Source organism: Sneathiella limimaris (assembly GCF_012932565.1).
Lineage (GTDB): Bacteria > Pseudomonadota > Alphaproteobacteria > Sneathiellales > Sneathiellaceae > Sneathiella > Sneathiella limimaris.
Genome location: NZ_JABBYJ010000001.1, coordinates 241,668 through 255,955 on the forward strand (window position 1 = coordinate 241,668; position 14,288 = coordinate 255,955).

The 14,288-nt window shown below is 47.5% G+C and carries 13 protein-coding genes; 2 read left to right on the plus strand and 11 right to left on the minus strand.

Annotated features, from left to right (window positions below):
• The 4 genes from HH301_RS01120 to mdh form a co-directional block, all read right to left on the minus strand.
• Positions 1–2,892 carry a 2-oxoglutarate dehydrogenase E1 component gene (locus tag HH301_RS01120; protein WP_169566195.1) on the minus strand — a complete coding sequence of 964 codons (2,892 nt, stop codon included), beginning with the start codon at positions 2,890–2,892 and terminating at the stop codon, positions 1–3.
• A gap of 77 nt (positions 2,893–2,969) precedes the next feature.
• Complete coding sequence (gene sucD / locus HH301_RS01125) at positions 2,970–3,845, minus strand: succinate--CoA ligase subunit alpha (RefSeq protein WP_169566196.1); 876 nt, start codon at positions 3,843–3,845, stop codon at positions 2,970–2,972.
• Entirely contained in the window at positions 3,845–5,014 is a 1,170-nt protein-coding gene (gene sucC, locus HH301_RS01130) for an ADP-forming succinate--CoA ligase subunit beta (RefSeq protein WP_169566197.1), read from the minus strand. Before sucC ends, sucD begins: the two co-directional genes overlap by 1 nt.
• 115 nt (positions 5,015–5,129) lie before the next feature.
• Positions 5,130–6,092 (minus strand): malate dehydrogenase, encoded by a 963-nt coding sequence (gene mdh, locus HH301_RS01135; protein WP_169566198.1) that lies wholly within the window; start codon positions 6,090–6,092, stop codon positions 5,130–5,132.
• A 302-nt stretch (positions 6,093–6,394) separates the two neighbouring features.
• Here mdh and HH301_RS01140 point away from each other — a divergent pair, with 302 nt between their 5' ends.
• Both HH301_RS01140 and zapE read left to right on the plus strand, forming a co-directional pair.
• Positions 6,395–6,979 (plus strand): hypothetical protein, encoded by a 585-nt coding sequence (locus HH301_RS01140; RefSeq protein WP_169566199.1) that lies wholly within the window; start codon positions 6,395–6,397, stop codon positions 6,977–6,979.
• 53 nt (positions 6,980–7,032) lie between these two features.
• Positions 7,033–8,160 (plus strand): cell division protein ZapE, encoded by a 1,128-nt coding sequence (gene zapE, locus HH301_RS01145; RefSeq protein WP_169566200.1) that lies wholly within the window; start codon positions 7,033–7,035, stop codon positions 8,158–8,160.
• A 23-nt stretch (positions 8,161–8,183) separates the two neighbouring features.
• Here zapE and HH301_RS01150 read toward each other — a convergent pair whose 3' ends face one another.
• The 7 genes from HH301_RS01150 to HH301_RS01180 form a co-directional block, all read right to left on the minus strand.
• Complete coding sequence (locus HH301_RS01150) at positions 8,184–8,786, minus strand: FMN-binding negative transcriptional regulator (protein WP_169566201.1); 603 nt, start codon at positions 8,784–8,786, stop codon at positions 8,184–8,186.
• Between the two features lie 90 nt (positions 8,787–8,876).
• Positions 8,877–9,617, minus strand: a complete 741-nt coding sequence (locus tag HH301_RS01155) for an ElyC/SanA/YdcF family protein (RefSeq protein WP_169566202.1) — start codon at positions 9,615–9,617, stop codon at positions 8,877–8,879.
• Positions 9,618–9,731: 114 nt separating this feature from the next.
• On the minus strand, positions 9,732–10,511 hold the full coding sequence (locus HH301_RS01160; protein ID WP_169566203.1) for a succinate dehydrogenase iron-sulfur subunit: 780 nt from the start codon (positions 10,509–10,511) through the stop codon (positions 9,732–9,734).
• 18 nt (positions 10,512–10,529) lie between these two features.
• Positions 10,530–12,323: a succinate dehydrogenase flavoprotein subunit gene (gene sdhA, locus HH301_RS01165; RefSeq protein ID WP_169566204.1), complete on the minus strand. Its 1,794-nt coding sequence runs from the start codon at positions 12,321–12,323 to the stop codon at positions 10,530–10,532.
• Between the two features lie 5 nt (positions 12,324–12,328).
• Complete coding sequence (gene sdhD / locus HH301_RS01170) at positions 12,329–12,709, minus strand: succinate dehydrogenase, hydrophobic membrane anchor protein (protein ID WP_169566205.1); 381 nt, start codon at positions 12,707–12,709, stop codon at positions 12,329–12,331.
• Positions 12,710–12,711: 2 nt separating this feature from the next.
• Positions 12,712–13,101 (minus strand): succinate dehydrogenase, cytochrome b556 subunit, encoded by a 390-nt coding sequence (gene sdhC / locus HH301_RS01175; RefSeq protein ID WP_169566206.1) that lies wholly within the window; start codon positions 13,099–13,101, stop codon positions 12,712–12,714.
• Positions 13,102–13,211: 110 nt separating this feature from the next.
• Complete coding sequence (locus HH301_RS01180) at positions 13,212–14,282, minus strand: MaoC family dehydratase (protein ID WP_169566207.1); 1,071 nt, start codon at positions 14,280–14,282, stop codon at positions 13,212–13,214.
• Positions 14,283–14,288: the final 6 nt, after the last annotated feature.

The following is a 14,288-nucleotide window of genomic DNA, read 5'->3' on the forward strand; positions in this document are numbered from 1 at the left end:
CTATTCGGATTTGATGCCGAGCGCATCATCAATTAAAGCAGCTTGCTGCTGGTTATGCTTTTTCAATAGACCTGTTGCAGTCGCAGCAGATTCAGCACGGCCGGCGTAGCGGGCGCGTTTTACTTTCTTCATGCCGACTTTTGCAAAAGTCTGTTCCAGCAATGGTTCCACAAATGTCCAAGCCCCCATATTCTTTGGTTCTTCCTGACACCAGACAATGTCCTGAACATGGGTGAAAGGCTTCAGCTCTTCAATCAGAGCTTCTTCTGGGAATGGATAAAGCTGTTCGAGGCGAAGGAAATAAGTTTCCTTTTGACCCAGTTCATCTCTGCGTGCTTTTAGGTCGTAATAAACCTTACCCGTACAGAGAACGACCCGTTTAACATCTTTGGGTTTGCATAAAACCTCATTGTCGAACAGCACCCGATGGAAAGTCGAACCCGGTCCCATATCTTCCAGTGTAGAGACAGCCTCCTTATGACGAAGCAAGGATTTCGGTGTCATTACAATAAGTGGTTTCCGGAACTTCCGATGGATCTGACGGCGCAGTGCATGGAAGTAGTTGGCTGGGGTTGTACAGTTTACAACCTGCCAGTTATCTTCCGCACTGGACTGCAGGTATCTCTCCAATCGAGCTGATGAATGCTCAGGTCCTTGCCCTTCATAACCATGAGGGAGCAACATAACCAAACCACTCATCCGAAGCCATTTGGCTTCACCACTGGAAATGAATTGGTCAATGATAACCTGCGCACCGTTGGCAAAATCACCAAACTGTGCTTCCCACAAAACCAGCGCTTTTGGCTCAGCCAGTGAATATCCGTATTCATAACCCAACACAGCCGCTTCAGACAGCATACTGTCGATGACTTCATAGTGGGCTTGATCTTCGGATAGATTGTTAAGCGGCAAATATCGCTCTTCCGTCAATTGATCAACAATTACGGAATGACGTTGCGAGAAAGTTCCACGCCCGCAATCCTGGCCGGACAGACGTACAGGATACTGCTCTTTCAAAAGACTACCAAAAGCCAGGGCTTCAGCAGTCGCCCAATCAATTCCCTGACCAGTTTCAATCATCTTACGTTTGTTTTTCAAAACCCGCTGAAGGGTTCGGTGGACGTTATGATTTTCAGGGACTTCGCACAGCTTGAAGCCGATTTCACGCAGTTCCTCAACATCAACAGCAGTAGTTCCCCGACGGGCTCCCTGATCTGCTCGCTCAAAACCCTGCCAACGACCTTCGAACCAGTCTGCTTTGTTGGGCTTGAAGCTGTTTGCAGTTTCAAACTGTTTCTCAAGATAATCTTTGAATTCTTTAATCCAGCTTTCAACCTGCTGCTCGGTCACAACACCTTCGCTAATCAGCTTTTTCGCATAGATTTGCATGGTTGTGGGGTGCTGAGCGATAGTCCGATACATCAGCGGTTGAGTAAAGGCTGGTTCGTCACCTTCATTGTGACCATGCCGTCGATAGCAGAACATATCGATGACGACATCGATCTGGAACTGTTGACGGAATTCAGTCGCAATCTTTGCCACATGGCAAACTGCTTCTGGGTCATCTCCGTTTACATGGAAAATCGGAGCCTGCACCATTTTACCGACATCAGATGGGTATGGGCTGGAGCGGGAATATTTAGGACTAGTGGTAAAACCAATTTGGTTATTAACCACAAAATGGATGGTTCCAGATGTCCTGTAACCTTTCAGCTCTGAAAGACCAAAACATTCTGCGACGATTCCCTGTCCGGCGAAAGCAGCATCACCATGGAGCAAAAGTGGCATAACTTGACCGCCAACGTTGCTCCCTATCTGCGCTTGTTTCGCGCGTGCTTTACCCAAAACGACCGGGTTCACGGCCTCCAAATGGGAAGGGTTAGCTGTCAGTGACAAGTGAACATTATTGCCATCGAACTCCCGGTCAGATGAAGTTCCCAGGTGATACTTAACATCTCCAGAGCCTTCTACATCTTCAGGATTGGCTGGGTTTCCCTGAAACTCAGAGAACACGGCACGAAACGGTTTCGCCATCACATTGGTAAGGACGTTTAGGCGTCCACGATGCGGCATACCGAGAACAATTTCCTTCACACCGAGCTGACCGCCACGCTTGATAATACCTTCCATGGCTGGAACCATGGCTTCGCCACCATCAAGGCCAAAGCGCTTTGTGCCGGTGTATTTCACATTCAGGAAATGCTCAAACCCTTCTGTTTCGATAAGTTTGCGCAAAATGGCAACTTTACCTTCGCTGGTAAAGCTAACTTCTTTGTGTTGACCCTCAATGCGTTCCTGGATCCAGGCTTTCTGGTCTGGCTCCTGAATATGCATAAATTCAACGCCGATACTGCCACAGTAAGTGCGTTGGACAATTTCCAGGATCTCTCGAATAGAAGCGGTTTCAAGACCAAGAACATTATCGAGAAAGATTTCGCGGTCCCAGTCATCTTCCTCAAAGCCGTAGCTTTTTGGATCCAACTCAGGATGCTCTTGCGGCTCTTCTAGCCCAAGCGGATCTAGTCTGGCTTTCAGATGACCCCGAACCCGGTAAGACCGGATCAGCATAAGTGCCCGAATAGTGTCGATAGCAGCAGCCCGGACATCTTGCTGTGGAAGGCCTTTACCCTCCGCCTTTTCAATTGCCCGATATGCTGCATCACCGAGAATGCCGTATTCATCCTCTGGTGCAATACCATTGGCCGGCGTCCAGGTTGCCCCTTTATGCTCGTTTACAATGGTCTCGGCATCATCGCCTAATGTTTGGAAATATTGCTGCCAGCTAACATCGACAGAGGATGGATCATTCTGGTAGCGAAGATAGAGCTCTTCGATGAAACCGGCATTTGTTCCGGTCAGGAAGGAAGAAGAATTGTCCAATTGTTGAGCCATTTTCGGTCATTTGGGCGGACATATAGCCCGCCCCCTTAAGTAATAAAATAGTTCTGATGTAATTGAGTAGTACAATACTACCCTTTCAAAACTCTTACCAAAGTTGAACCAAGTGCAGAAGGACTGTCAGAGACAGTAATTCCAGCACTCCGCATTGCTTCCATTTTATCTTCAGCGCCACCTTTACCGCCGGAGATAATCGCACCTGCGTGTCCCATACGACGTCCTGGAGGTGCTGTTACACCTGCAATGAAGCCAACAACTGGCTTCTTGATTTTGGAAGCTTTCAGAAACTCTGCAGCTTCTTCCTCAGCAGACCCTCCAATTTCCCCAATCATGATGATGGATTCTGTTTCATCATCTTTGAGGAACATGTCCAGGCAATCAATGAAGTTGGTTCCGTTGACAGGATCACCACCGATACCGATACAGGTTGACTGACCAAGGCCAGCAGCACTTGTTTGCGCAACAGCTTCGTAAGTCAAAGTACCAGAACGGGAAACAATGCCAACATTACCACGACGGTGGATGTGACCAGGCATAATGCCGATCTTGCATTCATCCGGTGTAATGACACCAGGGCAGTTCGGACCGATCAAACGGGTTCCGCTGTTTTTCAACGCCCGCTTCACCCGAACCATGTCCAGTACTGGAATACCTTCTGTAATGCAGACAACCAGCTCGACCCCTGCATCAACAGCTTCGAGAATTGCATCACCTGCAAATGGAGGCGGCACATAGATTACAGATGCATTGGCACCCGTTGTATGTACAGCTTCATCAACAGTGTTGAAAATTGGCAGGTCCAAATGTGTTTCACCACCTTTACCAGGTGTCACACCGCCGACCATTTTTGTACCATAGGCAATTGCCTGCTCTGAATGGAAGGTTCCTTGAGAGCCTGTGAAGCCCTGACAAATGACCTTTGTGTCTTTATTGACGAGAACGGCCATTATGATGCCTCCTTAACTTCTTTTACGATTTTCTCTGCAGCGTCGCCAAGATCATCAGCAGACACAATTGGCAGACCAGATTCAGCAAGAATTTTCTTACCCAAATCCACATTCGTTCCTTCGAGACGGACAACCAGTGGAACGCTTAGCGCCACTTCTTTAGCGGCTGCGACCACACCTTCGGCAATCACATCACAGCGCATGATACCACCGAAGATATTGACCAAAATACCTTCAACATTCTTGTCTTTCAGAATGATTTTGAAAGCTTCAGTCACTTTCTCTTTGGTCGCTCCGCCACCAACATCGAGGAAGTTGGCAGGTTCGCCACCGTTCAGCTTGATAATGTCCATAGTGGCCATAGCAAGACCAGCACCGTTCACCATACAGCCGATATTTCCATCTAGCTTGATATAGTTCAGGTCATACTGAGCTGCTTCCAACTCAGCCGGATCTTCTTCATCTGGATCACGAAGCTCAGCGATATCTTTCTGACGGAACAGCGCGTTATCGTCGAAGTTCATTTTCGCATCCAGCGCAATCACATCACCAGATCCGGTTACGACCAGTGGATTGATTTCAACAAGGCTTGCATCTGTGTCAACGATTGAATTGTAGAGCGCCATGATGAATTTAACCGCAGCACTCACCTGCTTGCCTTCCAGGCCAAGCGCAAAAGCGATTTTGCGAGCATGGAATGGGCTTATACCTGTAGCAGGGTCAATACTGACCATGTGGATTTTTTCAGGTGTTTTTGCAGCAACTTCCTCAATTTCCATACCCCCTTCAGTAGAGGCCATGAAAGTTACGCAGTCTTTTGCCCGATCAATAATCGCACCAAGATAAAGTTCCCGGGCAATATCGCAGCCATCTTCCACATAAACACGCTTAACTTCTTTTCCTTCCGGACCGGTCTGGTGAGTTACCAGCTGCATGCCGATCATGGATTTTGCAGTTTCTGCAACTTCCTCAACGGACTTAACAACTTTAACACCACCACCTAAACCACGTCCTCCGGCATGGATTTGTGCCTTAACAACCCAGACAGGACCACCAAGTTCCTTGGCAACTGTCTTGGCTTCTTCTGCCGTATAGGCAACACCGCCGCGAGGCACTGTGACACCGTATTTTCCGAGTAGGCCTTTGGCCTGATATTCATGGATATTCATAATATTCCGCTATTCGCTAGTTGGGATCAGCTACAAGCTGGTCGGATTATCATTTCAAGTCAGACTATAACACCCAAAAAAAGGGGCACAACCGCTAAGTTGTGCCCTTTTTTTGTTAGCCAAGACTTGGGTCGATGCCGATACAGGCTTCTACAAGCCCTTTCACTGCATCTACTGAATGATCGAACATTCCCTGCTCCTCCTCATTCAGATCAATTTCTACAACTTTCTCAACGCCATTTGCGCCAATCACAGCCGGCACCCCGACATAGAGGCCTTTCTGGCCATACTCACCGTCCAGGTTAGCTGCGACCGGAAGAACCCGGCGCTTATCTTTTAAATAGGCTTCTGCCATTGTGATCGCACTGGAAGCAGGCGCGTAGAAAGCAGAGCCTGTTTTCAAGAGTGCGACAACCTCTGCACCGCCGTTCCGTGTCCGATCGACGATTTCATCCATTTTTTCCTGAGTGGTCCAACCCATTTTGATCAGGTCAGGAACCGGAATGCCTGCAACAGCAGAGTACCGGATCAATGGAACCATTGTGTCGCCGTGCCCACCAAGAACAAAAGCGTTTACATCTTCAACAGAAACGTTGAATTCTTCTGCCAGGAACAGACGGAAACGAGCGCTATCCAAAACACCGGCCATACCAACAACTTTATTGTGAGGCAGACCGCATTTTTCGCGCAGTACCCAAACCATCGCATCCAGCGGGTTCGTAATACAAATAACGAAAGAGTTTGGTGCATATTTTTTGATACCTTCACCAACTGCCTGCATCACTTTAATGTTGGTACCAAGCAAATCGTCACGACTCATGCCTGGCTTACGGGCAATACCTGCAGTAACAATACATACATCCGCACCTTCGATGTCGGCATAGTCAGCTGTACCGGAGAAAGATGCGTTGAAACGGTCAACCGGTGAAGAAGATGCGATATCCAGCGCCTTACCCTTTGCAAGACCATCATTAAGATCCACGATAACAACATCACCGAGTTCTTTCAGTCCTACCAGATGGGCCAAGGTTCCACCGATATTACCGCCGCCAATCAATGCTATTTTTTTGCGAGCCATACTTATCTCCGGATTAAATTGAAGGGATTTCTTCCTCGAAGTGCTTCCCATAAAAGAATTCTAGGGTTGGGTACTAACCCTTTTCTTGAAAGAGGGCAAGATCACCTGCGGAAAATCCACTTATTTTTTTGACTGCTGGTCTGTGAATTCAAACAGATCATTTAACTCCGATAATTGAACTGGCAAAAAGCACTTGTTTTTAAGGCTTTTTCCTAAAATTGCTTGTTTGCAGTAAGCAGTTAGTAAGAAATCCCTGTTACATCAAGAGTAAGCCCTGCTTTTTTACAGACTATGACTGGGACATGAAGAGAAAACTGAAAAAGCGAATCATTAGGAACGTGGCTATCTGCGGCGTGCTTAGCATGACCCTTACCGGGTGTGTGGAGACCATTTTTGCTGGCCTGACAATTGCTGACCTTTTAACAGCTGGATCAATCACTTCTTCTATTCTCACAGGCAAAGGCTTGGGTGAACATGCTTTGGATGCCGTAACAGGTCAGGATTGCCGAATTCTTGAAGCAATCTTTCGCAAAAACCGAGCAGTTTGCGAGCCACGGGATTCGGTTGCAACTAACGACGATTTCAAAGGATTAGTTGGACTTCTAGACACACCTGCAGGGCAGGATATTCAGCTTGCCGATATCCCAATGGGTGAAGATCAATATACTGCGGTCAATCTAAAGGCACGCGCCATTAGTCCCAAATTATTGAAAACTCTGAAAATTAACTCCGGGGTTACCATTGGAAATCAGCAATTGGTTGCTGATAAGCGGGAAATGCAGTTGCTCAAAGCCACCGCCAAATTCACAAAACCGGTAACAGCAGATATTTCTCCGGTTGAAGCACCTGAGCTTCGCAGGCGGCTTGTCTCAGGCGGATTGTTTTAAACCACTTTCTCAATAAGCTTTACAAGAACCCAGATCCTTGCTTTAAGGCCTTTATGACATCTATAGGCCCCCTTGAAAGATACCGCGCGCTTCGGCAGTCCAACTCCATCCAGCATGATCCCATTCAGGAACTTGCTGTTGAAAAACTGCAAACTTTGCATCGGCGCCTTCAAAGCTATAACCCTCAAACAAGTCAGCATTGGACCGATATTTTCAAGCTTGGCTCTCGAAAACCAAGAGAAGAGCCCCCGCAAGGCATTTACATGTACGGCGATGTCGGTCGGGGAAAATCCATGCTGATGGACCTTTTCTTCGAAACAGCACCAGTGGAAAAGAAGCGAAGGGTCCATTTTCATGCTTTTATGTTAGAAGTTCATGCTTTCATCCATAACTGGCGCCAAAGTAAAACCAAAAAGGGAGACGATCCTCTCGTTCCCTTGGCGGAAAAGATCGCAGGTGACGCCTGGTTACTCTGTTTCGATGAATTTCAGGTTACAGATGTCGCTGATGCCATGCTGCTCGGGCGCTTATTTGAGCTCTTGTTCGATAAAGGCGTAGTTGTCATCGCAACCTCTAACCGTATTCCCGAAGATCTGTACAAGGATGGTCTGAATAGGGAGTTGTTTCTTCCCTTTATCGATTTGATTAAGGATCAACTTGATATCCTTCATCTCTCCGGTGGTACTGATTACCGTCTGGACCGCCTATCAAAAAGCAACGTTTATTTCTATCCATTAAACGCCGAAGCGGATGCAGAAATGAACAAAACATTCGACCTTCTGACGGAAGGTAGCAAGGCAGAGCCAATCACCCTGACCACTCAGGGCCGTAAATTAGAAGTCCACATGGCAGCGAGAGGTGTCGCCCGCTTTACATTCGAAGAATTATGTGCCCGTCCACTTGGAGCGTCTGACTATCTGATGATCGCAGACCATTTCCACTCAGTATTGATGGATCATGTCCCCCAGCTTGGCCCTCATAACAGGAACGAAGCCAAGCGCTTTGTCACATTTGTCGATGTTCTTTATGAAGCTGGAACCAATCTGATCCTCTCCGCCGAAGTTGAAGCTGACAAGCTTTACGAAGCCGGAGATGGCCATTTCGAATTTGCAAGAACGGTCTCTCGACTTATGGAAATGAGATCCGAAGATTATTTAAAAGGCCTTGTTAGCCACTCCTAAGACCTGGCCTGCCAACGAGCACCTTATAGAATACCCGTTTGCCAATCATGCAGATCTGTTTGCTGCAACGCCTCTGCCAGTGCCTGCTTATCATCAGCCTTCTTGTTTTGCCCTAATTTGGCTTTAGCCTCCAAACGGCTAATCGGTAAGCGAAAAGCAACAATGGCCTGCGCCATTGCCTTTAATCTCTTCTGGTCAAACGCTTCAACCGTCCAAGGTTCCGCTCGCCCTTTCTCGTTCTCATCTGTCAGGTCTTTGAGAACATCCAAAACATCTGAAGCCTTATCCAGAATTTCAATTTCACCATAAGCATGGACAGCAACATAATTCCATGTCGGCACATTGATTTCAGAGGCGTAATACCGAGGAGAAATATAAGCGTGCGGACCTTGAAAAATAGCAAGGGAATTACGGCCAGAAAAAAGTTTCCAATGAGAATTTGCTTTAGCTACATGCCCATAAAGTGCGCCGAATTCTCCTTCTTCCTCGCTATAGTTTAGTGGGAGATGGGTCGCGATCGGACAACCTGCATCATCAGATGTAATGAGAGTGGCGAAACTGGCCTCAGGCAGGATGGCTGATAGGGTCTCTTTTCCAGGTGCCTCAAAATATGGGGGTGTATACATAACGTTCCTCTTTTCTATTCTTCTGCCAATAGAAAATAATCGGTCCCAAAAAACAGCTCCATTCCATAAAGAGTTAAAGGGCCAATTAGATTAAATCAGCCCCCTCCAATAATAGGCTATCAACCCAGCATATTCCTTTAAGCCATGCTTCCAGTAAAAGAAGCCTTCAAAACCGGGAACGAAGTCAGTCCATGTCAAATCTGAGTCTTTTATCCCGACGATAACGGCATTTACAGTAACGCCCTGCTTTTCGAGCACGGCCCGTGTTCGATACGCATGAATGCCTGTTGTGAACACAATAGCGGAGTTCAATTTGTGTGATTGCATCAAGGTTGCAATATTTGCAGCATGGTCTGCAGTTCCCTCAGCGCCAAATGTCAGCAAAACTTCTTCAGATCCATCAAGCTGCTCCATCAAGAAAGGAAGTTCGCCTTGTCCTTGCGGATCTGTTCCCGAGACAAGTAGGGGAGCTTGGATTTGTTTGGCCAATTTTTCTGCGCGCTTAACCCTAGAAAAAGAGCCCATTGATGGCAGCGTCGCTCCAGTTTCCCTATCACGTTGCAATCCAGACGCAAGAACAACAACGCTGTCACTATCCCCAAAGCGAAATTGTGCTATGGCATCCTGATAAGTTACACCAACATCAATAGGCGCAATTAACAGTTTTCCCGTAACTGGAAAGCTCAAGAAGATAAGAATGATACTATTTGCGAGAAAATACCGCTTGCGCCGCGTCATCGCACTTAAGATCAATGTGACCGGCATAAAGATCAATATGACCCCAGGCAATGACATCCCGTCTATTAATTTCACTAACGCATAGTCCAGCATTTATCTCTTACCACTCCTACAGATTTGCACCAGAAATTAAATCAAGCGGATCCTTTCAAAGAAAAAAGGCCGCCAAAAGGCAGCCTTTTCTTTTTTTTAAATTGAACGCCCCTATTAACGGCGTTCAACCATCATTTTCTTAATCTCCGCAATCGCCTTCGCAGGGTTCAAGCCTTTCGGACACGTATTTGCGCAGTTCATAATTGTATGACAGCGATAAAGACGGAATGGATCCTCTAGATTATCCAGTCGCTCACCTGTAAATTCATCACGGCTATCAGCGAGCCAGCGATATGCCTGCAGCAAAATGGCTGGTCCTAGGAAGCGGTCTGAATTCCACCAATAACTTGGGCATGAGGTCGAACAACAAGCACACAGAATGCATTCGTACAAACCATCCAGTTTTTCACGATCTTCTTTCGATTGAAGACGTTCCCGATCTGGTGGAGGTGGGGTCTGGGTCTGCATCCAAGGCTTGATGGATGCATACTGAGCATAGAAGTTTGTCAGATCCGGAACCAAATCCTTCACAACAGGCTGATGTGGAAGTGGATAAATATTGATGTCACCATCCACTTCATCCATGCCTTTTGTACAAGCGAGTGTGTTCGTCCCATTAATATTCATGGCACAGGAGCCACAAATACCTTCGCGGCAGGACCGCCGAAATGTCAGAGTCGGATCAATTTCATTCTTGATCTTGATTAGACCATCCAAAATCATTGGGCCGCAAGTATCTAGGTCTACATAATATGTATCGATACGTGGGTTTTCGGAATCATCAGGAGACCAACGATAGATATTGAAGGTCTTGACGTTCTTTGCCCCATCAGGTTTCGGGTGGGTTCTCCCGGTGCCAACCTTTGAGTTCTTAGGCAATGCCAGTTCTACCATGTCTTACTTCCCTAGCTCTTAGTAAACCCGGGCTTTGGGTTTAATATAATCGATCTCATCAGTCAGTGTGTAAGTGTGGACCGGACGATAATCAATCCGAACACCTTCTGCATCACTGTGATAAGTCAATGTATGTTTCATCCAGTTTTCATCGTCCCGATCCGGGAAGTCCTCACGGGCATGCGCACCGCGGCTTTCTTTCCGGTTCTCAGCAGCTGTCATGGAGACAACGGCCTGACGAATGAGGTTATCCAGCTCCAGTGTTTCCACAAGGTCAGAGTTCCAAACCAGTGAACGGTCAGTAGTCTTGATATCGGCCATCTGTTTTTCAACTTCACCGATCTTCTGAACACCTTCCTGCAGGCTTTCACCTGTCCGGAACACTGCACAGTCGTCTTGCATAACCCGTTGCATCTTGTCACGGATCTGGGCAGTAGACTGACCACCGCTTGCATTACGGAATCCATCAAGACGCGATAGTGCAGCGTCACATGCATCGCCTGCTAGAGGCGCATGTTTCGTACCTGGTTTAATTACATCTTTTGCCCGAAGCGCTGCTGCACGCCCGAACACCACGAGATCAATTAGTGAGTTGGAACCAAGGCGGTTTGCGCCATGAACAGACACACAAGCCGCTTCACCAACAGCCATCAGGCCAGGAACAACCGCATCTGGGTTATCCCCTTTCAGATCCACAACCTCACCATGATAGTTGGTTGGAATACCGCCCATGTTGTAGTGAACGGTTGGGATAACCGGAATAGGCTCCTTTGTCACATCAACGCCAGCAAAAATGCGGGCACTTTCAGAAATACCAGGTAACCGCTCTTCAATCATGGCTGAATCTAGATGATCCAGATGCAGGAAGATATGATCGTTCCGATCGCCGACACCGCGGCCTTCGCGAATTTCCATTGTCATGGAGCGGCTAACAACGTCACGGCTGGCAAGGTCTTTCGCACTTGGAGCATACCGCTCCATGAAGCGCTCACCTTCACCGTTTACAAGGTAACCACCCTCACCACGTACACCTTCTGTGATCAGGCAACCAGCCCCGTAAATTCCAGTTGGATGGAACTGAGTGAATTCCATATCCTGAAGGGGCAAACCGGCCCGGAGAACCATTCCACCGCCGTCACCTGTACAGGTATGTGCAGATGTACATGAGAAATATGCCCGGCCAAAACCGCCTGTTGCCAGCACAACCATGTGGGAGCGGAACAGGTGCAATGTTCCATCTTCCAAACACAGACACAGAACACCTTTACAGGCGCCGTCTTTGTCCATGATCAGATCAAGAGCAAAATACTCAATGTAGAAATCGGTCTCATACTTCAAAGACTGACTGTACAAGGTATGCAACATAGCATGCCCAGTCCGGTCAGCCGCGGCACAAGTCCGCTGAGCAGCAGGACCTTCACCAAACTGGGTGGTCATTCCACCAAACGCGCGCTGATAAATCTTGCCTTCTTCAGTCCGGGAGAATGGCATACCAAACTGCTCTAGTTCCAGAACCGCTTGCGGAGCTTCCCGGCACATATATTCGATGGCATCCTGATCGCCCAGCCAGTCAGACCCCTTAACAGTGTCATACATGTGCCACTGCCAGTTATCTTCACCCATGTTGCCAAGCGATGCGGAGATTCCGCCTTGCGCTGCAACGGTGTGTGAACGAGTTGGAAATACCTTGGTAACAGCCGCTGTTTTCAGACCAGCTTGTGCCATGCCCATGGTTGCACGAAGGCCAGCACCGCCAGCACCGACAACAACCACGTCATATTCATGTTCGATAATTGGATAAGCTTCAGACATCTACATTATCCCCCGAAGGCCAGCTTGAGAACGGCCAGCGCTGCGGCGAGACCCACAATTGAGCAAATAAAAGTATTCAGCAGCAAACAAACAATTTTTGTGCTTTCTGTATGAATGTAATCTTCAATCACGACCTGAAGACCAAGCTTCAGATGGTAGAAAGTCGTTCCAATCAAAAGAAGCATCACAATTGTTGCAAACGGTGAGCTGAGAGTTTCGCGAACCTGCATATAATCTGCACCGGTTAGGCAGATCGCATAGGCAAGAGCGATAACAAAAAGAGGAATCAAAGCGACAGCTGTCACTTTCTGATGCCACCAATGGGTGGTTCCATCCTTAGCAGATCCCAAGCCACGGACATTTTTAAGAGGTGTTTTCATGCTCATGATTACGCTCCCATGCCGTAGGCGATAGCCCAGGTCAACAGCGTCAGAACGACAGAGCAGATGATGGCAGCCATACCTGTTTTGCGCATCGTTGGAAGCTCAAAACCCTTACCCGCATCCCAGAACAGGTGACGAATACCATTACACAAATGGTAAAACAGCGCCCAAGTAAAACCAAACATCACCAAGCGACCAAACCAAGACGTCAGGAACGCACTTACGGTATCAAAGGCTTCAGGGCCAGTTGCGGCGGCAATCAACCACCAGGCTAAAAGCAGGGTACCAACACCAAGCGCAACTCCCGTGATGCGATGGGTGATGGAGGTTACCATCGTGATCTGCGGTTTATAAATTTGCAGATGCGGCGATAGGGGTCTTTCTATATTCGCCATGGATATCTCTCTAGCTAAGCTATCTATGAGTTACTCGATCTTCTTTTTTGGCACGAATTGTAGGATCAGAAAAGGGTTAGTCAACAAAACCTGCACTAATGAATGCCTTTTTATACCTCAATTGTGGCTTTTGGCAATATCACCCAACAATCAAGATCCAAAACAACGGATGGATCTCTCTTCCCATCCTCAGCTTTATCAGGAAAATCGGCACATGTTTGATTTTTCACACCTAAGCTACGAATCCGAAGCGCACCTAGATCAGTTCTTCCTGGCACGTCAGCTTTGTCCAGCACCTCACTCCAAGCATAAATGGTATCACCGGCAAAGGTTGGTGCTGTATGAGATCCCCCATTAATCGCTGCAACGAAAAGGGCATTTCCAAGTCCATTAAACGACAGACTTCTTACGAGACTGATGATATGACCGCCATAAATCAAGCGACGACCCATTCGGTCATCTTTCATCATATGTTGGTTGAAATGAACTTTGGCCGTGTTTTGATACAATCGCGTAGCCAGCATATGCTCAGCTTCTTCGATAGTCATACCATCCACGTGATCAATTTTCTCGCCAACCTCATAATCTTCAAACAAGTGAACAGAACCAGCCAGCGCCGTGTCATAGCGTGATACATCAAATTGTGATGGCACAAAGAATGCGGCAGGATCTACAGTTTCTGGCAACTCAGGCAATACGGTTTCTGGTGCAGCCGCTGATGGATCCTTTTTGCGGACCATCACCCAGCGGACATAATCCAGAACAACCTCGCCCATTTGATTCACACCTGTTGAGCGAACGTAAACCACGCCTGTTTTGCCATTGGAATTTTCTTTCAGACCAATTACTTCAGAAGTGGTTTGAACGCTATCCCCTGGATAAACCGGAGCAATAAACTTCACATCAGCATATCCCAGATTGGCAACCGCGTTTAACGAGATATCTGGAACCGTCTTGCCAAATACAATATGAAAAACAAGAAGATCATCGACTGGCGCTGCCTGCAGACCACAGTCCAATGCAAAACTATCAGCAGACTGCAGCGCAAACCGACCCCCATAAAGGGCTGTGTACAGAGAAACATCCCCTTCAGTGATTGTTCGCGGCGTTGCGTGGTAGAGGACCTGACCTAATTTAAAATCTTCGAAAAAATTCCCAGGATTTGTTTTACTTGAGCCCATTAACTC